General features: G+C 63.0%; 18 protein-coding genes and 1 tRNA gene. 12 read left to right on the top strand and 7 right to left on the bottom strand.

Going from position 1 to position 20437, the window contains the following annotated elements:
- The first annotated feature begins 77 nt into the window (after positions 1–77).
- Both PJL15_RS17375 and PJL15_RS17370 read left to right on the top strand, forming a co-directional pair.
- Positions 78–154 (top strand) — tRNA-Pro (locus tag PJL15_RS17375).
- 138 nt (positions 155–292) lie between these two features.
- Positions 293–745, top strand: coding sequence for a hypothetical protein (locus PJL15_RS17370; RefSeq protein WP_281452383.1), 453 nt, complete (start codon positions 293–295; stop codon positions 743–745).
- A gap of 34 nt (positions 746–779) precedes the next feature.
- On the opposite strand, the gene PJL15_RS17365 is transcribed toward PJL15_RS17370, so the two are convergent.
- Positions 780–1226 carry a MarR family winged helix-turn-helix transcriptional regulator gene (locus tag PJL15_RS17365; protein ID WP_281452382.1) on the bottom strand — a complete coding sequence of 149 codons (447 nt, stop codon included), beginning with the start codon at positions 1224–1226 and terminating at the stop codon, positions 780–782.
- Between the two features lie 173 nt (positions 1227–1399).
- Between PJL15_RS17365 and PJL15_RS17360 the strand changes: the two genes are divergently transcribed.
- The 6 genes from PJL15_RS17360 (at position 1400) to PJL15_RS17335 (ending at position 5998) form a co-directional block, all read left to right on the top strand.
- Entirely contained in the window at positions 1400–2608 is a 1209-nt protein-coding gene (locus PJL15_RS17360) for an MFS transporter (RefSeq protein ID WP_281452381.1), read from the top strand.
- A 320-nt stretch (positions 2609–2928) separates the two neighbouring features.
- Positions 2929–3315, top strand: coding sequence for a glycine cleavage system protein GcvH (gene gcvH, locus PJL15_RS17355; RefSeq protein ID WP_281452380.1), 387 nt, complete (start codon positions 2929–2931; stop codon positions 3313–3315).
- 138 nt (positions 3316–3453) lie between these two features.
- A complete protein-coding gene (locus PJL15_RS17350; RefSeq protein WP_189015862.1) occupies positions 3454–3930 on the top strand; it encodes an FHA domain-containing protein in 477 nt (158 codons plus the stop codon).
- A gap of 20 nt (positions 3931–3950) precedes the next feature.
- On the top strand, positions 3951–4667 hold the full coding sequence (ftsR, locus tag PJL15_RS17345) for a transcriptional regulator FtsR (RefSeq protein WP_281452398.1): 717 nt from the start codon (positions 3951–3953) through the stop codon (positions 4665–4667).
- Positions 4667–5170, top strand: coding sequence for a bifunctional nuclease family protein (locus tag PJL15_RS17340; RefSeq protein ID WP_018779265.1), 504 nt, complete (start codon positions 4667–4669; stop codon positions 5168–5170). Before ftsR ends, PJL15_RS17340 begins: the two co-directional genes overlap by 1 nt.
- A 234-nt stretch (positions 5171–5404) precedes the next feature.
- On the top strand, positions 5405–5998 hold the full coding sequence (locus PJL15_RS17335; protein ID WP_018779266.1) for a MerR family transcriptional regulator: 594 nt from the start codon (positions 5405–5407) through the stop codon (positions 5996–5998).
- A gap of 98 nt (positions 5999–6096) precedes the next feature.
- Here PJL15_RS17335 and PJL15_RS17330 read toward each other — a convergent pair whose 3' ends face one another.
- The gene (locus PJL15_RS17330; protein ID WP_281452379.1) at positions 6097–6906 is read right to left on the bottom strand and encodes a ParA family protein; all 810 of its coding nucleotides are present in this window, start codon (positions 6904–6906) and stop codon (positions 6097–6099) included.
- Between the two features lie 304 nt (positions 6907–7210).
- Between PJL15_RS17330 and PJL15_RS17325 the strand changes: the two genes are divergently transcribed.
- Positions 7211–10606: a pyruvate carboxylase gene (locus PJL15_RS17325; protein ID WP_281452378.1), complete on the top strand. Its 3396-nt coding sequence runs from the start codon at positions 7211–7213 to the stop codon at positions 10604–10606.
- Positions 10607–10693: 87 nt separating this feature from the next.
- On the opposite strand, the gene PJL15_RS17320 is transcribed toward PJL15_RS17325, so the two are convergent.
- Positions 10694–12508, bottom strand: a complete 1815-nt coding sequence (locus PJL15_RS17320) for an AMP-dependent synthetase/ligase (RefSeq protein WP_281452377.1) — start codon at positions 12506–12508, stop codon at positions 10694–10696.
- A gap of 186 nt (positions 12509–12694) precedes the next feature.
- Here PJL15_RS17320 and PJL15_RS17315 point away from each other — a divergent pair, with 186 nt between their 5' ends.
- Positions 12695–13753 carry an ROK family protein gene (locus tag PJL15_RS17315; RefSeq protein WP_281452376.1) on the top strand — a complete coding sequence of 353 codons (1059 nt, stop codon included), beginning with the start codon at positions 12695–12697 and terminating at the stop codon, positions 13751–13753.
- A 30-nt stretch (positions 13754–13783) separates the two neighbouring features.
- Here PJL15_RS17315 and PJL15_RS17310 read toward each other — a convergent pair whose 3' ends face one another.
- Genes PJL15_RS17310 through PJL15_RS17300 form a run of 3 tightly spaced genes read right to left on the bottom strand, consistent with a single transcriptional unit; the run spans position 13784 to position 15892 of the window.
- The gene (locus PJL15_RS17310; RefSeq protein WP_281452375.1) at positions 13784–14320 is read right to left on the bottom strand and encodes a hypothetical protein; all 537 of its coding nucleotides are present in this window, start codon (positions 14318–14320) and stop codon (positions 13784–13786) included.
- Entirely contained in the window at positions 14307–15110 is an 804-nt protein-coding gene (locus tag PJL15_RS17305; protein WP_281452374.1) for an alpha/beta hydrolase, read from the bottom strand. Before PJL15_RS17305 ends, PJL15_RS17310 begins: the two co-directional genes overlap by 14 nt.
- Positions 15107–15892: an alpha/beta hydrolase gene (locus PJL15_RS17300; protein WP_281452397.1), complete on the bottom strand. Its 786-nt coding sequence runs from the start codon at positions 15890–15892 to the stop codon at positions 15107–15109. Before PJL15_RS17300 ends, PJL15_RS17305 begins: the two co-directional genes overlap by 4 nt.
- A 108-nt stretch (positions 15893–16000) precedes the next feature.
- Between PJL15_RS17300 and PJL15_RS17295 the strand changes: the two genes are divergently transcribed.
- Positions 16001–16792 (top strand): lysophospholipid acyltransferase family protein, encoded by a 792-nt coding sequence (locus PJL15_RS17295; RefSeq protein WP_281452373.1) that lies wholly within the window; start codon positions 16001–16003, stop codon positions 16790–16792.
- An 88-nt stretch (positions 16793–16880) separates the two neighbouring features.
- Complete coding sequence (locus PJL15_RS17290; RefSeq protein ID WP_039240719.1) at positions 16881–18284, top strand: class II 3-deoxy-7-phosphoheptulonate synthase; 1404 nt, start codon at positions 16881–16883, stop codon at positions 18282–18284.
- 85 nt (positions 18285–18369) lie between these two features.
- On the opposite strand, the gene pknB is transcribed toward PJL15_RS17290, so the two are convergent.
- Positions 18370–20424: a Stk1 family PASTA domain-containing Ser/Thr kinase gene (pknB, locus tag PJL15_RS17285; RefSeq protein WP_281452372.1), complete on the bottom strand. Its 2055-nt coding sequence runs from the start codon at positions 20422–20424 to the stop codon at positions 18370–18372.
- Between the last annotated feature and the right edge of the window lie 13 nt (positions 20425–20437).

The following is a 20437-nucleotide window of genomic DNA, read 5'->3' as shown; positions in this document are numbered from 1 at the left end:
CTTTTGGAGGTGGTTCGGCCGGACTGCTTAGGTGAGACTCTTCGGAGGAAAACCTAGGCGGAGAACGGTGGAACCAGCGGGCTGTAGCGCAGCTTGGTAGCGCACTTGACTGGGGGTCAAGGGGTCGCAGGTTCAAATCCTGTCAGCCCGACCAACATGCCCTGGTGAGGAATGTTCCTCACCAGGGCTTTGTCGTATCCGGAGTCTTTGGCGGGCTGCCTGCCTTTGGCGGGCTGCCGCTCCTCATCGAAGTGCTACATTGGCCGCATTAGACCGTAGCAAGGAGTGGCCAGTGTTCGGTTTCGGGAAGCGCAGACAGCCCATCGGTGATCTTGTGGGACTCCTTAGGCCTGATCTGAGCCGGGATTCGCTCGGCGTCGGTCCTGATTTCCCTGGCGTGACTCCGAATCCTTTGCTCAGCAGCAGTGCGAGGCAAAGGAACAGGGAACTCCGGGTTGGGGCACTCGCGATAGGCACGCTGGTCGACTGGCGCGAAGTGAGCGCCGACGGTCAACCGCGGGTAGTACTCATGATGGACGTGGACACTGTTGAGGGTCTTTCGTTTCGAGGAATCGCCGACGAGTCGCTCACCATCACCGAACTAACGCGCCTGGACCCCGGGCAGAAACTGCCGGTGCGTTATCGCCCTGCGCGCCTGGACCACTACGTTGCGCTGGCCCGCGATGCAGACCCTGCCCAGGTGCAGCAGCTCATCGACCGAATCGCTGACCGCCAGAACACCTGAGTCAATAACACCTCAGTCAAGCAGCGCCGGACGCCTAAACCACCTGGAGGGCCCCGAGCGCCCGGACCAAGGGCTCAAGTTCCGGCACGGCCTCTGCGGCTTCGAGGGCTGAAGCCAAGGTCTCGTCATGGACGGGCTTGGCTGCTTCAAGAAGCTTCTGGCCGGCGCCCGTAAGCTCCGTGTAAATCCCGCGACGGTCGTCGGCGCAGAGGATACGGGTGAGCAGCCCGCGGTCTTCCAGGCGATTGACCAGGCGGGTCGTGGCGCTGCTGGAGAGTGCGGTGGCGCGGGCCAGCTGTTGCATCCGCATGTGCCAGCCATCCTGGCGGCTCAGTGCGTCGAGCACCGTGTACTCCACAACAGAGAGTTCGTTCGAGGCCTGGAGTGCCCTCTCCAGTTCGGCTTCGATGCTTCCGTGCAGGGCGGCAAGGGTCCGCCAGCCCTGTGCCCTTACTTCTACGGCGTCATCCTTGATGCCCATGTCTGCTGTGCTCCTGCCTAGATGTTGAGTCGATCGCGACGCATTCAAAAGTAGTTGCTTGCGCAAGTATCTAGCGTGTGCAACTATATATGAAGCGTCTGCAACTATTATTCTACGGTTCCCGGCGACGCACTTCCAGTTTCCAGGGGAATCGGCCATTTAAGGAGTTCCACATGCCCGCAGGGTTGATTGCCCTTGCCCTCGGCGGATTCGGTATCGGACTGACCGAATTCGTGATCATGGGCCTCTTGCCGGAGGTTGCCGCAGACTTCAACGTCAGTGAGGCTTCGGCCGGTTGGTTCATCTCCGGCTACGCCCTCAGCGTCACGGTTGGCGCCCTTCTGGTGACAGCCGCCGTAACCCGGTTGCCGCGCAAACCGGTACTGATGGGCCTGCTCGTGCTGTTTATCGCCGGCAATTTCCTCTCGGCCATTGCCGATAGCTATACGGCGATGCTGCTGGGACGTATCGTTGCCGCCTTGTGCCACGGCGCCTTCTTCGGCATCGGCTCCGTGGTTGCTGCGAGCCTCGTGCCTGCCCACAAGAAGGCCGGCGCCATCGCGATCATGTTTACCGGCCTGACCGCCGCCAACGTCCTGGGCGTTCCGTTCGGGACCCTGCTGGGCCAGAACTTCGGCTGGCGTTCCACTTTCTGGGCCATCACGGCCATTGGCGTCGTGGCGTTGCTCGGCATCGCCCTCATGGTCCCCAAGGCCAGCACGGAGCCCACCAAGGGTCTTCGCAGTGAACTGGGTGCCTTCAAGTCCGGGCAGGTGTGGCTCTCCATCATCGTGACCATCCTCGGATTCGGTGGCATGTTTGGAGCTTTCACCTACATCGCTTTCACCCTGACTGAGGTCTCCGGCTTCGAATCCAGCGCGGTACCGTGGCTGTTGGTGCTTTTCGGCGGGGGACTGTTCGTGGGCAACTTCCTGGGTGGCAAAGCTGCCGACAAAGCACTGGACGTCTCGCTCATCGTCATCCTTGCCGGACTCGTGGCGGTCCTGGTCTTCTTCGCCCTCACCGCTTCCAGCAGCATCGCGACCCTCGTATCACTGGCATTGATGGGTGGGTTCGGCTTCGCAACCGTTCCGGGCCTCCAGATGCGCGTGATGCACTTTGCCTCCACGGCGCCAACCTTGGCATCCGGAGCGAACATCGGCGCCTTCAACCTCGGCAACGCGCTGGGTGCCTGGTTGGGCGGCGTCACCATCACCGCGGGTCTCGGCTACACCTCGCCCATCTGGGCAGGTGCAGGTATTACAGTGGCCGCCCTTGCGGTCATGCTGGCAGCGGCCGCAGCAGCCAAGCGCGGGGGAGCGTGGGCACCTGCTGCAACGTCCGACGTCGAACGCGAACCTAGCGGGGCAACCGTCGCCTGAGGCGGAACGCAGGCACGGACGAAGCCCGCCACGGCTGTGGCGGGCTTCGTCGTTAAGGGGAACACTGCTGCAATCCCGGAGACGGCAGTCCAAAAACGGAAGGAAAGTAAAAACAAAGCACTACAACGTGCCGGTCAGCCGGGGATTATTTTGCGCCGAAATTGCGCTTTTTCCCAATTGCTACTTGTGCATGCACGGCCATGGGTCAATCATGGCAGGGACCCCATCAGGCACAGGGGAATTGTGCCTATACTTTCAGCGGTGGCCAGCCCAGCCAGGCCGCCGTCGAGGTTCGTCATTGTCCCGATGAAAGGCCACCCGTGAGCAATATTCCAGAAGAACTTTCCTACACCGCAGAGCACGAGTGGGTAACCGCTCCGGATGCAGAGGGCGTGGTGCGGATCGGCATCACCGACTTCGCGCAGGATGCGCTCGGCGATGTGGTGTACGCGCAGATGCCGGAACCGGGGACAAAGGTCACCGGAAACGAGGTTGTGGGGGAAGTCGAATCAACCAAGAGCGTTAGTGACATCTACGCCCCGGTTACCGGCGAGGTCACCAATCGCAATGATGCCTTGGATACCGATCCCGCGCTGATTAACTCGGACCCGTACGGTGAAGGTTGGCTTATTGAAGTAAAGCTTGCAGAACCTGACGCTGTGGATTCCCTGCTCAGTGCATCGGAGTACGAACAACAGGTAGGCTAAAGTTATCTGGCCCGCCAGGCTGTTTTCTCCTAACCGGGAAAATGGAAGGGCGGGCCAGCAACCGATTTGCCCGGCGGTACCGGGATGCGGAAGTGGCTGGCAGGGTTTGGAACTGTCAGCGGATGAGGAGGAAATTCCATGGTTGGCGGCGAACAGAATCAAGCCAATGTCGGGAACGGCGCGGAGGAACAGCCGACGTCGGAGACCACCTCGATCAGCATCACGCCAACATGGGATGAGCCGAGCATCGCTCCCAAGTTGGCCCCTGAAGAGCGTGCATCCGTAGACGCACTTCCGCCGAACTCGGCCTTGCTCATCGCGCACAGCGGACCCAACGCCGGAGCCCGGTTCCTGCTGGATGCCGACACCACCACTGCCGGCCGGCACCCTGACGCGGACATTTTCCTTGACGATGTCACAGTTTCCCGCAAGCACGTGCAGTTCATCCGCACGGCGTCGGGTTTCGAACTCGTGGACATGGGCAGCCTCAACGGTACGTATGTCAACCACGACCGCGTTGACCGTGTACAGCTCAAGAGCGGCAACGAGGTTCAGATCGGCAAGTTCCGGTTGACCTACTACATCAGCCCTGTCCGTCCTGCAGGCCAAGTCTGACGGGGAACCTGCCTGTGGCTATTGCCCAGCCGGACCGTCGCGGACCGCAGGTCCTGAACATTGGGGAAGTCCTCGCGCAGCTAAGCGATGACTTCCCTGGAATGACGGCGTCCAAAATCCGGTTCCTCGAGGAAAAAGGACTCATCAATCCGAAAAGGACCCCTGCCGGCTACAGGCAGTACGCGGACAGTGATGTAGAGCGTCTCCGCTTCGTGCTTGCCCTGCAGCGTGACCAGTACCTGCCACTGAAGGTCATCAAGGACTATCTTGACGCGATCGACCGCGGTGAACGGCCGGAGAACCTCCCTCCCGGCGTCACGGTTTCGCCCAGGGTTGTTTCGGCCGAGATGGCAGCAGAAGTGCACGGGCGAGCCCGTGCCCTGACCGAGGAACAACTGCGCGCAGAATCCGGGGCCAGCGTGCCCCTGCTGGAATCGCTGCTGAGCTTCGGGCTCATATCGCACGTCGGTGGCAAGTTCGACGAACATGCCCTCCAGGTAGCCAGGGCTTGCGTTCAATTGGAAAGCCACGGCCTCGAGCCCCGGCACCTTCGTCCTTTCCAGGCGGCCGCCGAGCGCGAGTTTGGCCTGGTGGAAAGGGCGGTGGCGCCGTTGACGTCCAGGCGTGATGCCGCTTCCCAGGCCCGCGCCGCGGAGGCCGCACGTGAGATCAGCGATCTCTGCCTCACCCTGCACCGGGCCCTCGTCCACGACCGAATCTCCCGGATGGACAGCTGATGATAGAAGTTGAAATCGTCGGTGTACGCATAGAACTGCCGTCAAACCAACCGCTGGTACTCCTTCGCGAACTCAACGGTGAGCGGCATGTGCCGATCTGGATCGGCACTCCGGAAGCCAGTGCCATAGCCCTTGCCCAGCAAGGCGTGGTGCCGCCCCGACCCATGACGCATGATCTCCTGATCGACGTCGTGGAGTCACTGGGCCACACCATCATCAGCGTCAATATCGTTGCCGTCGAGGACAACATCTTCTATGGACAGCTGCAGTTCGACGACGGCACTGTGGTCAGCTCGCGCGCTTCGGATGCGCTCGCACTGGCCCTGCGGGCCAAATGCCGGATCTGGTGCGCTGACGCCGTCATGGAAGAAGCGGGTGTCCGGATCACTGAACACGATGAGGGCGAGGACTCGGAGCCGGATCCCACCGTGGATGAAGAACGCGAAATGAGGCGGTTCCGCGAGTTCCTCGACGACGTGGAACCGGAAGATTTCGAGGGTTGAGGCACCTTCACCCTGAAGTTGAGGGTGAAAGTTTCGACACGACAGGATTTCGGGGCCAAGGTCTTTGACCTGAGCCCTCCACGGGCCTAACGTCGAAGTATCAAGTTCCCGTTGCATACACTGCCCGCGCAAGTCACACTGGAAGGTGCCGACTTGTGGGAATTACACTGCTGCATTTCGTCGTTGTATCAGGGTATGCACCGTCCCCAAGGGAGCTGAGAACAAGGAGGTCACGTGAGTCCGAAAGGCGAAGCAGGCGAGCTGAAGCAGTCCTCTGCCGGCATTGCTGCGCCCGCATCCGGCGCCCAAGGTCTACTCTTCACAGAGGACCTTCCCGTGTTGGACGAGGACGCGGGATACCGCGGCCCGACCGCATGCAAGGCGGCAGGCATCACATATCGCCAGCTGGACTACTGGGCACGTACAGGCCTTGTTGAGCCCGCTGTTCGAGGAGCTGCCGGCTCAGGCTCACAGCGGCTTTACGGATTCCGCGACATCCTGGTTCTCAAAGTGGTCAAGCGCCTCCTTGATACCGGCGTATCCCTCCAGCAGATTCGAACCGCGGTTGAGCACCTTCGCGAACGGGGCGTGGAGGACCTGGCGCAGATCACGCTCATGAGCGATGGCGCCAGCGTCTACGAATGTACCTCCGCAGATGAGGTCATTGACCTCGTGCAAGGCGGGCAGGGCGTTTTCGGCATCGCCGTTGGCCGTGTATGGCGGGAAGTTGAGGGCAGCTTGGCCGCGCTGCCGAGCGAGCACGCCGTCGAGCAGTCCTTTCCGGACGACGAACTGAGCAAGCGCCGCGTAGCGCGACGTATCGGCTAGGAAGCCGAACCCCTATCACGCAAAGAAAGCCTCGTCCCGGCCGGGACGAGGCTTTCTTGTTGTGCTGGCTCGTGGCCAATGGGTAAAGCCGTTTCCGGTCAGCGCTGACGGCGGTCCCTGGCAGTACCCTGGCCCTCGAGAAGGCTCTCCAGCAGGGCATCGAACAGCTTGGCGGCATTTTTCGCCGAATCTCCCGGCCAGTGGTGGACCGAATGGGCCGCGCCCTGGATCTGCTGCCAGTTGGCTTGTTCGGGAATATGCGGGGTGAGCAGCAGCTCACCGAACATGGACTCCATTTCAGCCAAGCGGAAGGTGTGCTCGGCCGATCCACTGCGCACACGGTTGGCAACGATGCCTGCCGGGGCCAGGTTGGGGGCGAATTCCTGGCGGAACAGTTGAATGGCCCTCATGGTCCGTTCCGTGCCTGCGACGGAGAACAACCCCGGCTCGGCCACCAGGACCACGCGGTCGCTTGCGCTCCAGGCCATACGGGTCAGTCCATTGAGGGACGGCGGGCAATCCACCAGTACGAGTTCATAGTTGCTCGCGCCGGCGAGCACCGCTGAAAGCCTGCGGAGGTCGCGTCGGCCGAGGTCGGGCCGGTCATAGACGCCTGTGAACGCGGAGCCCACCGCAACATCCAAGGTGCCGTCGCTGGAGCCGTTGGAGACCCAGCTGCTTCCGGCCACGTTGTCCTGGAGCCTGGCGCGTCGGGGACTTTTCAGCATCCGGCCGATGTCCTGTTGCCCGCCGGGCTGGACACCGAGGGCCGTAGTGGCGTCGGCATGGGGATCGAGATCCACCACCAAAGTAGGTATGCCGGCTGCGAGGGCCGCGGACGCCAGACCGGTGGTCACGGACGTCTTTCCCACTCCACCCTTGAGGCTGCTGATGCTGACTACTTGCACTTGAAAACCCAAAACCTAACGCCGGTTGCCGTATCGCGCTCATTAGTCTCCGGAATGGCCGGAGCCGGGGCTTGCCGAAGCCCCCTGAACATCATATGGTGCTTCGGCGTTGAATCCCGCTTTCTACGCGCCCGGCCAGGGGATGATGGCGGCGGGCACTAGCACGCCTTCGGATCGCGCGCACGCATATACCGCCCACATGACGATTCCATTGTGATGGTTGCCACAAAGATTTGTGTTTGATGCTGGCGGCACTACACACTGTGACCACCGACCGATCCACCCGCAATGATGCAGGAGAAGTATGTTTTCGAAAATTCTGGTGGCCAATCGCGGCGAAATCGCGATCAGGGCGTTTCGCGCTGGTTATGAACTGGGCGCCAAGACCGTAGCCGTCTTTCCGCACGAGGACCGTAACTCGATCCACCGGCAGAAAGCCGACGAAGCTTACCTGATCGGCGAGGTGGGCCATCCTGTCCGCGCCTACCTGGACGTCGAGGAGGTTGTCCGCGTCGCCAAAGAAGCCGGTGCTGACGCCATTTACCCCGGCTATGGCTTCCTCTCGGAGAACCCGGATCTTGCACGGGCCGCAAAGGCAGCCGGAATTACCTTCGTGGGGCCACCTGCAGAGGTCCTGGAGCTTGCAGGGAACAAAGTTGCGGCCCTGGAAGCAGCCCGCAAGGCAGGCGTGCCCGTCCTGAAGTCGAGCAAGCCATCCAAGGACCTTGACGAACTCATCGCGGCAGCTGACGACATTGGCTTCCCCATCTTCGCCAAGGCCGTTGCCGGCGGCGGCGGACGTGGCATGCGGCGCGTCGAAACGCGCGAAGCCTTGCCCGAAGCCCTGCAATCAGCCATGCGTGAGGCTGACGCAGCTTTTGGCGATCCCACAATGTTCCTTGAACAGGCTGTGCTGCGTCCCCGTCACATCGAAGTGCAGATCCTGGCAGATGCCGAGGGCAACGTCATGCATCTGTTCGAGCGTGACTGTTCCCTGCAGCGCCGTCACCAGAAGGTGGTGGAAATCGCCCCGGCACCGAACCTGGATGAGAACATCCGGCAGGCGCTCTACCGCGATGCCGTCGCATTCGCCAAAGCGCTGAACTACGTCAACGCCGGAACTGTCGAGTTCCTCGTCGACACCGAGGGTGAGCGTGCCGGCCAGCACGTCTTCATCGAAATGAACCCCCGTATCCAGGTGGAGCACACCGTCACGGAGGAAATCACCGATGTCGACCTCGTGCAGGCGCAGATGCGTATCGCCTCGGGGGAGACCCTGGCAGATCTGGGATTGAGCCAGGAGTCAGTATCCATCAAGGGCGCCGCACTGCAGTGCCGTATCACCACCGAGGACCCCGCCAATGGCTTCCGGCCCGACGTCGGAAAGATCACCGGCTACCGTTCAGCTGGCGGCGCCGGTGTAAGGCTCGACGGCGGTACGGTCTACTCGGGTGCCGAAATCAGCCCGCACTTCGACTCCATGCTGGTGAAGCTCACCTGCCGCGGCCGTGACTACCCGGCTGCTGTTGCCCGGGCCCGTCGTGGTCTTGCCGAATTCCGTATCCGTGGCGTATCCACCAACATTCCGTTCCTGCAGGCTGTCCTGGCGGACCCGGACTTCAACGCCGGCAACGTGGCGACGGACTTCATCGACAAGCGCCCTGAACTGCTGAAGTCCCACATCTCCGCGGACCGCGGCACCAAGCTGCTCACCTGGTTGGCTGAGGTGACCGTGAACAAGCCGAACGGCGAACTCAAGGTCCATTCCGACCCTGCCAGCAAGCTGCCCGCCGTCGAAGGGCCTGTCCCGACGTCCGGTTCGCGCCAGAAGCTGATCGAACTCGGCCCGGAAGGCTTCGCCAAGGCGCTGCGCGAGCAGAACGCGTTGGCCGTCACGGACACCACCTTCCGCGACGCACACCAGTCCCTTCTTGCTACCCGCGTCCGCACCCGCGACCTCGTTGCGGCCGGACCTGCAGTCACGGCACTGATGCCGGAACTGTTCTCAGTGGAAGCTTGGGGCGGTGCCACCTACGACGTCGCCCTGCGCTTCCTCGGTGAGGACCCGTGGGACCGCTTGGGTGCACTCCGCCAGGCCCTGCCCAACACCTGCCTCCAAATGCTCCTTCGTGGACGCAACACCGTGGGCTACACGCCTTACCCGGAAGAAGTGACTGAGGCCTTCGTCAACGAAGCCGCAGCCACGGGCATCGACATCTTCCGTATCTTCGATGCCCTCAACGACGTCAACCAGATGGCTCCGGCCATCCGGGCAGTCCGGGCAACAGGAACTGCTGTTGCGGAGGTCGCCCTGTGCTACACCGGCAACCTCCTGGACCCCAACGAGGACCTCTACACGCTGGACTACTACCTGGAGCTGGCGCAGAAGATCGTCGACGCCGGTGCCCACATCCTTGCCATCAAGGACATGGCCGGACTCCTGCGCCCCGCAGCAGCGGCCAAACTTGTCACGGCGCTCCGTGAGCGCTTCGACCTGCCGGTGCACCTGCACACCCACGACACCGCCGGTGGCCAGCTCGCCACCCTGCTGGCGGCCGTCGATGCCGGTGTGGATGCCGTGGATGTCGCCGCGGCATCGCTGGCGGGAACCACCAGCCAGCCTGCCGCTTCCGCGCTGGTGGCTGCCCTGGCCAACACGCCCCGCGATACGGGCCTCAGCCTGGCCAACGTCGGCGCCATGGAGCCGTATTGGGAAGCCGTTCGACGGGTATACGCACCCTTCGAGTCCGGCCTGCCCGGCCCCACAGGCCGGGTCTACCGGCACGAGATCCCGGGCGGGCAGCTTTCGAACCTCCGCCAGCAGGCCATCGCGCTGGGCCTGGGGGAGCAGTTCGAAGCCATCGAGGACATGTACACGGCGGCAGACCGCATCCTTGGCCGCCTGGTCAAGGTGACGCCGTCCTCCAAGGTGGTGGGAGACCTCGCCCTGCACCTTGTGGGACTCAACGCAGATCCTGCGGACTTCAACGAGAACCCGCAGAACTACGACATCCCGGACTCCGTAATCGGCTTCCTGTCCGGCGAGCTTGGTGATCCTCCCGGTGGCTGGCCCGAGCCCTTCCGCACCAAGGCCTTGCAGGGCCGCAGCGTGAAGGTTCGCGATGTGGAGATCAGCCCTGAAGACAGCGAAGCACTCAAGGGTGACTCCAAGACGCGTCAGCACACGCTGAACCGCCTGCTCTTTGCCGGTCCCACCAAGGACTACCTGAAGAGCGTGGAGACCTACGGCAACATTTCCGTACTCGACACCCGCGACTACCTCTACGGCTTCCAGCAAGGCTCCGAGCACGTCATCGAACTGGAAAAGGGCGTACGCCTCATTGCCCAGCTCGAAGCCGTGTCCGAAGCCGACGAGAAGGGCATGCGCACGGTCATGTGCACCCTCAACGGCCAGTCCCGTCCCGTAGTTGTCCGTGACCGTTCAGTGGTCAGCAACGTCAAGGCTGCGGAGAAGGCCGACCCCGCCCAGCCCGGACAGGTCGCAGCTCCGTTCGCCGGTGCCGTGACTGTCACGGTCAAGGCCGGTGACACCGTCAAGGCCGGCGACACCGTTGCCACCATCGAAGCGATGAAGATGGAGGCTTCCATTACGACGCCGGTGGCAGGTACCGTTTCGCGCCTTGCCATTTCAGCGGTGGAACAGGTCCAGGGCGGAGACTTGCTGCTGGTAGTCGGCTAGCAAGCCGCCAGGGAAAAAGTACCCCGCCCGGACTTGGTCCGGGCGGGGTACTTTTTTGGCTGTCAGGCGTTAGTGCGCCGGCTCATGCTAGGACGCGCGGGGCGCTGAATACATTTCCTCGATCACGGCGTCGAAGTCCTTCATGACCTGTGCGCGCTTGACCTTGAGGGAAGGCGTGAGGTGGCCGGAGGCTTCCGTGAAGTCCGCCGGCACCACGCGGAAGGACTTGATGGCTTCGGCCTGTGAAACTGACTGGTTTGCCTTGCTGATGAGTTCCTGCACCGCGGCCTTGACCACGGCATGTTCGGTGGCCTCGTGCAGCGTCGTGCTTGCCGGCAGTCCGTGGCGTTCCAGCCAGCCCGGCAGGGCTTCTTCGTCCAGGGTGACCAGCGCGCCGATGAAAGGACGGTTGTCACCAACCACCAGGACCTGGGAGACGAGGGCGTCCGAGCGGATCTGGTCCTCCAACAGGGCGGGCACCACATTCTTGCCGCCTGCCGTGACGATGATTTCCTTCTTGCGGCCGGTGATCTTCAGGAAGCCGTTGCTGTCCAGCTCTCCAATGTCGCCGGTGCGGAACCAGCCGTCCTCGGTGAACGTCTCTTCGGTGAGGTCCGGGCGCTTGTAGTAGCCGCGCATCACGCAGACACCCTTGGCGAGAATCTCGCCGTCGTCCGCGATTTTTACCGAGTTCCCCGGAAGGGGAGCGCCTACCGTGCCGATCCTGATCATGGACGGGGTGTTGACGGAGATCGGAGCCGTGGTTTCGGTCAGGCCGTAACCCTCCAGGATCTGCAGCCCAATGCCCTGGAAGAAGTGGCCCAGGCGTTCGCCCAACGGGCCGCCTCCGGACACCGCATGGGCGACGTGGCCACCCATGGCCGCCCGGAGCTTCCCGTAAACCAGTTTGTCGAACACGGCATGCTTGAGCTTCAACCCGAGGCCAAGGTTTCCGTTCTGGCGGGCCTTGGAGTACGCGATCGCGGTGTCCACTGCCCGGTGGAAGATGGCGCCCTTGCCACCGTCTTCGGCCTTGGTGAGCGCGGAGTTGTAAACCTTCTCGAAGACGCGGGGCACGGCGAGTATGAACGTCGGCTGGAAGCTTTGGAGATCGCCCAGCAGGTTCTTGATGTCCGGGGTGTGTGCCACCTGGACCCCGCCGGCTACCGCCAGGACGGAGATGAAGCGGGCGAACACGTGGGCCAACGGCAGGAACATGATGGTCTTGCCGGATTCGTTGATGATCTCCGGCAGCGAGGCGCGGGCATTTTCGGAAAGTTCCACGAAATTGCCGTGCGTCAGCTCGCATCCCTTCGGCCTGCCGGTGGTTCCGGAGGTGTAGATGATGGTGGCGACGTCCCGCAGTCCGGCGGCGGACCGGCGGGACTCGAGTTCGTCGTCGGGAACCCCGGCTCCGGCGGAGCGCAAGGCATCGAGTCCGGCGCCCTCAAGTTGCCACACGTTGGCAACGGAGGTGATGTCCTCGGCAACTACGGCCTGGCGGATGATGTCCTCATGGTGGGCCGACTCGCCAAAGGCTGCCACAGCACCGGAGTCCCCAAGATTCCACGCCACCTGCGATGGGGAGGACGTTTCGTAGATGGGCACTGACACGGCTCCGGCAAACCAGATCGCGAAGTCAACCAGGGACCACTCGTAGCGCGTCCTGGACATGATGCCCACCCTGTCGCCCTGACCCACGCCGCTGGCGATGAGGCCCTTGGCCAGTGCCCGGACGTCAGCGAGGAATTCAGTGGCGCGGATGTCCTTCCACTGCCCACAGCCGTCCAGTTTGGAGAACAACGGAGGGTTGGAGGCCTTGTCCGCCTCCCGAAGCACGAAGTCCGTGATGTTGGTTTCAGGGGAGATGTTCACGAGGGGAGGAACACTGATTTCACGCACGGTAGCTCCTTTGATATCCACGGGCCACGAGGGGCTTCTTTCACTCTAGTATGCCCGCTCGCGGAGGTGTGTCCTATTTCACCTACTGGCGAGTAACTTTACGGAGGAGGCCCCATTCCAAGCAACTCGGAGACTTACGGAGCCCGCGATGCGGGGGCGCGACCCATGGCGGAATAGGATGATGGGATGCCCGCATTTCGGTCCAGTTCCCGCGTAAATTCCAGGCCTCCGGCCGCAGCCTGGAAGGACGTACCCTGGGCCGCCCGGCGCAGCCACCTCGGCCGCAGGGGACTGGCGATCGGGATCGACATCGGTGGAACCAAGGTGGCCGCGGGCGTAGTGGACGCCGAAGGCAGGGTCCTCGCCGAGGCCCGCCGGTCCACTCCGGGTGCCGACCCGCGGGCCGTGGAACAGACGATCGTTGAACTCGTGGACGAGCTCAGCGCAGGGCACAGGATCGCCTCAGTGGGTATCGGCGCCGCCGGTTGGATGGACCTCGACGGCGGTACGGTCCTGTTCAGCCCTCATCTCGCCTGGCGCAACGAGCCCCTTCGGGCCAGCCTGCAGAAACTGCTCAGGCGTCCGGTCCTGCTTACGAACGACGCCGATGCAGCGGCATGGGCTGAATGGCGCTTTGGTGCCGGCCACGGTGAAAGCCGCCTGGTGTGCATCACCCTCGGAACCGGTATTGGCGGTGCCATGGTGATGGACGGCCGGGTGGAGCGCGGCCGCTATGGAGTGGCCGGCGAGTTCGGTCACCAGATCATTTTTCCCGGTGGCCACCGCTGCGAATGCGGCAACCGCGGATGCTGGGAGCAGTACGCGTCCGGAAATGCGCTGGGGCGTGAGGCCCGGCAACTCGTACGGACCAACTCACCCGAGGGCCGCGCCCTGCTTGAACGTGCCGGCGGGACAGCGGACAACATCACGGGGGCAGCCGTCACGGCCCTGGCTCTTGCCGGGGATGCTACGTCCCGGGAGTTGCTGGCCGACCAGGGAGAATGGCTGGGCCTGGGTCTGGCGAACCTCGCTGCAGCACTGGATCCCGGCATGTTCGTCATCGGCGGCGGCCTATGCGATGCCGGAGACCTCCTGGCAGGACCGGCACGTGACTCATTCGCCAAAAACCTCACGGGCCGCGGGTTCAGGCCCATGGCCCGGATCGAACTTGCTGCCCTGGGACCACGGGCCGGCATGATTGGCGCCGCGGACCTCTCACGGGTCAGCGGCAGGACGCACAGCTAAGCGCAGCCCTCGGGACCTGGACGTCGGCAGCTAGATGCGGGCGCCGTCGTCGTCCTCATTCTTTTCCTCCGGAAGCCTCATGATGAGGAACACCACCGAGGCCACGAACGCAGCAACGATCCCCAGGATGGCAGCCAGGGGCGCCGATCGCCAGAACATGGCGGTGAAGAGGAGCGCGACAGGACCTCCCACAGCTCCAACCCACGCCAACATGGTCAGCGGTTCGGTACCCGCCAGGCTCGGCGGCTCTTCCGGGACGAACGCGTCATCGTCGTCGTCCACCTCGAAATCGCGCGGGCCAAGCGAGCGGCCCTGCCCTTCGCCGGCAGCAGGATCCGCGGCCGGCACGGCAGCAGAAGCCGACAGGCCCAGGGGGTCGAAGTCTTTGAAGGTCTTCCCGGAACCCGCCTGCGGTTGATCAGTCTCCGCAGCGGGCACGTCCGAGTCCTGCCCTAGTGCATCAGGAGCAGACTGCGTGGCCTCCAGCCGGGCCACCAGATCCAGCCATACGGCGTCATCGTCCTTGTTGGCGCTTTGGTCAGCCGAGTTGGGATCAGGCCTGTTCATGGGCTGTGTCCTTTAGGGGGAAGGGCCCGTGTCCTGCCAAGGAGGCTACGGTCTGTTGAATGAAGTCGACCGTACCGGAGAAGATTTCGGGTGCGTCGTTGTCGAGGGTGGCCACATGGTGGCTGTTGTGGAGGTAGCTGACCTCCACCGGGGCCTGTACGCGTGAGCGGAGGAAATCGAGGCTGGCATTCGAAATGACGTTGTCCACTGTTGACTTGTAGACACGCACAGGTGTGCTGATGCGAGGCAGTATCGCAGCGGTGTTTTTGTACATCTTCTTCAGCTCGTGGGCTGCGGCGACGGGGGTTCGAGCGTAAGCGCCTTCGTCCTGGTCCGGTTTGAGGATGTCATTGGCGATCGCCGGAGTCGTTTTCACCACGTACTTAAGCGCGGCGACAATGACGGCGCGTGGATCGTCCAGAACAAGCCCTGGGTTGACCACCACCGTCCCTGCGACGGGTCGCGTGGCAGCAATCCGTAACGCCAGGGTGCCGCCCATGGACAAGCCGGCCGCAAAGACGTAGTCGCATTCCGCGGCCAATTCAAGATAGGCATCATCCACTGCGCGATGCCATTCCTGCCATGATCTCTTCGCCATGTCCTGCCAGGTGGTGCCGTGGCCGGGGAGCAGCGGCAGCCTGACGGCATATCCGGAAGCTGCAAGATGCTCAGCCCAGGGCCTGACGCTGTGCGGGCTCCCGGTGAATCCGTGCGACATGACGACCCCGACGCGGGGTCCAGTTCCGCTCCAGCTGCTGAGGAACGGGGAGAAATCCGGGAGCATTTTCATGATGACTCCGAGGCTACTCTGTGATTGGCGTACTGGCGGAAAAATGCTGCGGATTCTTCGAAAATCGTGGGTGCGTCAACGTCCAGGGTGGCAACATGGCCGCTGTGCGGAAGGGAGACCACCTTCAGGCGTGCAGAATCGATGTGCCTGCGGATGGTGTCCACCGAGCTTGGAGGAATAACGCCGTCAACCGATGATTTGAAGACAAGCGCGGGCGCCTTCACCTGTGGCAGTCCCCGGGTTGCAGAGCGGAAAAGCTTCTTGAGCTCATGCACGGACTTGAGGGGTGTCTTGGAGTAGTCGCCATCCTCGGTACGCACAGGGGCAGGAGTGTCTTCGACGATGGGTTCAGTGGTCCGCATGACATATTTCAGGGCCCCCACGTACTTCACGCGACGATCATAGAAACTCAGTCCGGGGTTGACCAGGACCAATCCCGGAACGTCATGGCGGGAGGCAAGGCGAAGGGCTACGGCCCCTCCCATTGACAGGCCGGCAACGAAACAGGTCTCCGTTTCAGCCGCCAGCTCCAGGTAGCTCTGCTCGAAAGTCCGGTACCAGTCCTGCCAACGGGTTGTCGCCAGATCCTGCCAACTGGTGCCATGACCGGGGAGCAAAGGCACTGTGACAGCGAAGCCTTGCGCAGCCAGGTACTCGGCCCAGGGGAGCATGCTCGATGGGCTGCCGGTGAATCCATGGCAGATGGCCACGCCAATGGAGGCATTTGGCCCGTGTCCTGGGTAGTGGAAAGCGGTCGCTGCTGGTGGGTTGCGTTCCGTCATGCGTTCCATCGTGTCACTGTTCCGGAGATTTCACACTGGAGTAGGGTTGCAGTTGAGTTCCGGCCGGGTCGCCGGAAGCATGCTGCCAACGGCCGTGAGAGGACAAACGTGTTCTATTGGGTCATGAAGAGGATCTTTTTGGGTCCTATCCTCAACTTCCTGTTCCGTCCTTGGGTCAAAGGCCTGGACAATGTTCCTGAAAACGGCGCGGCAATCCTCGCCTCAAACCACCTGTCTTTTTCGGACTCCATTTTCCTGCCCCTGATGGTCCGCCGTCCCGTGATCTTTCTGGCCAAGTCCGAATACTTCACCGGGAAAGGGCTCAAAGGGCGCCTCACTGCATTGTTCTTCCGGCTGAGCAACCAGCTCCCCATGGACCGGTCCGGAGGCGCTGCCTCCGAAATGTCGCTCCAGGCAGGCAAGGATGTGCTCACCTCCGGTGGCCTCTTGGGCATCTACCCGGAGGGCACGCGCAGCCCGGACGCAAGGCTGTATCGGGGCAAAGTGGGGGTAGCGCGCCTTGCCCTGCAGACCCGCGTACCTGTGGTGCCGGTTGCCATGATCGGAACCGAGAAGGTCCAGCCCATCGGCAAGAGGCTCCCGAGCATCCGCCGGATCGGCATCATCTTCGGACAGCCCCTGGACTTCAGTCGTTATTACGGGATGGAAGACGATCGCGCGATCCAGAGGGCTGTGACGGACGAAATCATGTATGAACTGATGCGGCTCTCCGGCCAGGAATACGTGGACGAATATGCCGCCGTGGTTAAAGCCCGGCTGGCCGGCAAAGGTCCGGAGCCCCTTCATAAGGTTGAGGTTGAGGCAACTGCGGACGACATCGCCGAGGACAGGGACGAACCCGATGTTGAGGACAAGGACGACCCCCGCGCCGGAGGCTGATGGGCGCAGGAAAGACTGTGACGCGAACGGCAGCATCAGTTACGGCCGCGAGTGCCCCAACCCTGCCGGAGGCTACTACTCTTGAAGGGTGACTGAGCTAACCGCGAACACCGCACCTTCCACCGTAGATCCCCTCGCCAGCACCGCCCAGAGCGGAGCCGCGAACTATCCCGGGCTTGACGCCTGGCGCGACCTGCCGATTTCGCAGCAGCCAACGTGGTCGGATGCTGATGTCTTCAAGGCCTCGGTCAACGAACTTTCCGTCGTGCCGCCCTTGGTCTTCGCCGGCGAAGTGGATGTCCTCCGGGAGCGGCTGGCTGCCGCGGCCCAGGGCAAGGCCTTCCTGCTCCAGGGCGGCGACTGCGCAGAAACTTTCGAGGCTGCCACGGCGGACAAGATCAGTGCCCGCGTCAAAACCATCCTCCAGATGGCAGTGGTCCTCACCTACGGTGCAGCGATGCCTGTCATCAAAATGGGGCGGATGGCCGGGCAGTTCGCCAAGCCGCGGTCCTCCAATGACGAGACCCGCGACGGCGTGACATTGCCGGCCTACCGCGGCGACATCGTCAACGGCTACGAATTCACCCCTGAGTCCCGCGCCCACGATGCAGGCCGGATGTTGAAGGCGTACCACACCTCCGCCTCCACCCTTAATCTCATCCGTGCGTTCACCCAGGGCGGCTTCGCGGATCTGCGCCTGGTGCACCAGTGGAACAAGGGATTCACCGAGAACCCGGCCCACGCGCGCTACGAGTCGCTGGCCCGCGACATCGACCGTGCCATTATGTTCATGGATTCCTGCGGGGCGGATTTCGAGGCGCTGAAGCGTGTTGAATTCTTTGCCAGCCATGAGGCCCTCCTGCTGGACTATGAGCGCGCCCTGACGCGCATCGACTCCCGCACCGGCCTGCCGTATGACACCTCCGCCCACTTCCTGTGGATCGGGGAGCGGACCAGGGAACTCGATCACGCTCACGTGGACTTCCTGTCCCGGGTACGCAACCCGATCGGCGTCAAGCTTGGCCCCACCACCAGCGGCGACGACGCCCTGCGCCTCATCGACAAGCTTGACCCCAACCGCGAACCCGGGCGTCTGACGTTCATCACCCGCATGGGCGCCAGGAACATCCGCGAAAAGCTGCCGGCCGTCGTCGAGCGCGTCACGGCATCCGGCGCGCAGGTGCTGTGGGTGACCGACCCGATGCACGGCAACACCGTGACCTCGCCCAACGGCTACAAGACCCGCAACTTCGACGACGTCATTGACGAGGTCCGCGGTTTCTTCGAAGTGCACCACTCCCTGGGCACTGTCCCTGGCGGCCTGCACGTGGAAATGACCGGCGATGACGTCGCAGAATGCCTGGGTGGCGCAGACCCGATCGACCAGGACGCGTTCCTGGATCGCTACGAGTCCGTGTGCGATCCCCGCCTTAACCACATGCAGTCGCTGGAGATGGCCTTCCTGGTGGCCGGGGCCCTTTCCAAGCGGTAGCCGGCAATAATATAGCCACAACAAGATAGGCGCGGCCCGGAGTTCTCCGGGCCGCGCCTTTATGGTTGCTGCGTGTTTCGCTGACTTACACCACGGTGAGCGTAACCACCGAGCCTTCCGGAGCCTCGGCGTTGGCGGGGTTCTGGTCCCGGACGCTGCCGAAGAACCCTCCAAGAATGTTGTTGATCTCTACCTTGAAGCCCAGCTTCTCAAGCTCCCTCTTGGCTTCTGCTGCCTGCTTGCCGATGTAGCTTGGGACCTTGACCATCTTTGGTCCCTTCGAGACTGTCAAAGTCACCGTCTCACCCTTGATGAGCGTGCCGTTGGCCGGCGCCTGTGAGACCACCGATCCCTTGGGGACGCTCTTGTCGTTGACGGTCTCGGGGGCGATCACGGCCTTGAGCCCGGCATCCTGGATGGCCTTGACCGCCGCGTCCTGTGCAAGCCCACGCACATCCGGTACAGGGATGGGCTGGGGGCCCTTGGAGACCACCAGGGCCACGGGGGTGCCGTGCCGGACTTCCGTGCCCTTCGCGGGGTCCTGCGCGATGACAACGCCAACGGGGACCTTCTCATCGAAGGCCTCTGTGACGTTGCCAAGTGTCATCCGGGCTGAATTGAGTGCAGTCTTGGCCTCATCCAGGGTGCCACCGGTGAGCTCCGGGAGAGCGAAGAGCTGGGCTCCCTTGGAGACGAAAAGCGTGATGGGCTGGAACTTCCGGACTTCGGCGCCTGACTCGGGTTTGGTGCCCACAGTAAGTCCGGCCAGGATATCGTCGTCGAAAACGTCCTGGGGCTCGGACTGGAAGCCCGCAGTGCGGAGCAACTGCTGGGCCTCGGCGACTGTCTTGTTCTTGACGTCCGGGACGGTGCCGGGTGATCCCGGCCCCATACCGAAAAACCACCCCGCGGTGGCCGCGAGCAGCGCAAGAATGACGATCACCACAGTCCAGATGAGGCCGCGACGGCGGGGATTGCCTTCCCTGAGCGGTCGGACCGGAGTGGCGGCCGCCCGGGCACGGTCCTTGGCCTGCTGCCGCTCGAGCCGCTTGAGGTCCCTTTTTCCGGGTGGACGTGTTTCCGCATCCGAGGGGACCCTCTGAGCCTGGAGCGACGATCCACCAGCGGCCAGGATGGTTGTGGGGTTGCGCTGTTGGGAAATGAACTCAGTGGGCGAAGCCGTGGTTGCGATGGCCTCGGTGGCGTTGCCGTCCGGTCCGGAAGCCGCGATGGCTGCCGTGGGAGCGTGGGAGAAGTTCGTGGTGGCCGGCTGTTGACGGTGATCCAATTGCTCGTCAGTGAGCGTTGTGCGGATGTGACGCAGCTCTGTCAGCAGGGCCGTGCCGTCGATGGGCCGGTTCTCGGCATCAACGGAAGTGCACCATTGGACGAGTTCGTCCAGGTCTTCGGCGAGCCCGGGAGCCGCCTCGGATGGGCGGCCAACCGAGGCGTTCACATGCTTGTAGGCCACCTGGATGGGGGATTCGCCGCTGTACGGTTGCCGGCCTGTCAGCATTTCGTAGAGCATGATTCCGGCTGAGTAGATATCGCTCCGGGCGTCGGCGGGTTGTCCCAGGACGAGTTCAGGAGCCAGATACGCCACCGTTCCTATGAGAGCCCCGGTGCTGGTGTTGGCGGAGATGGCCCTGGCCAAGCCAAAATCGCCGACCTTGATCCGGCCATCGTCCGCGATGAGGACGTTCTCAGGTTTGATGTCCCGGTGTATCAGGCCTGACGCGTGGGCCGCGGCCAAACCTTCGATCACGGGATCGATCAGTGCCAGGGCGAGGCGCGGTGGCAGTGCGCCTTGGGTCTGCAGGACATCACGGAGGGTGTGCCCTTTGACGTACTCCATGACGAGGTAGGCGATGTGCCCGTCCTCGCCTTGGTCCAGGACTCCGACGACGTGGGGGTGGGAGAGGCTCGCTGCCGCTTTTGCTTCACGGCTCAGACGCTCCAGGAACGTTTGGTCATTCGCCAGATGGGGGTGCAGGACCTTGAGGGCCACGTCGCGCTCCAAGCGCTTGTCAGTGGCCAGGTAAACGGTGGACATCCCACCCTTCGCCAAGCGGGAACGGACCATGTAGCGCCCGTCCACGGTGGTCCCGATGAGGTGGTCCTGCGTTGGTTCTTGCACCATACGATCCTAAACG

The organism is Paenarthrobacter nitroguajacolicus (genome assembly GCF_029952445.1).
In the GTDB taxonomy this organism is placed as follows: Bacteria; Actinomycetota; Actinomycetes; order Actinomycetales; family Micrococcaceae; genus Arthrobacter; species Arthrobacter nitroguajacolicus_B.
Note: the sequence above shows the minus strand (reverse complement) of the source record. Positions and strands in the feature narration are given on the sequence as shown.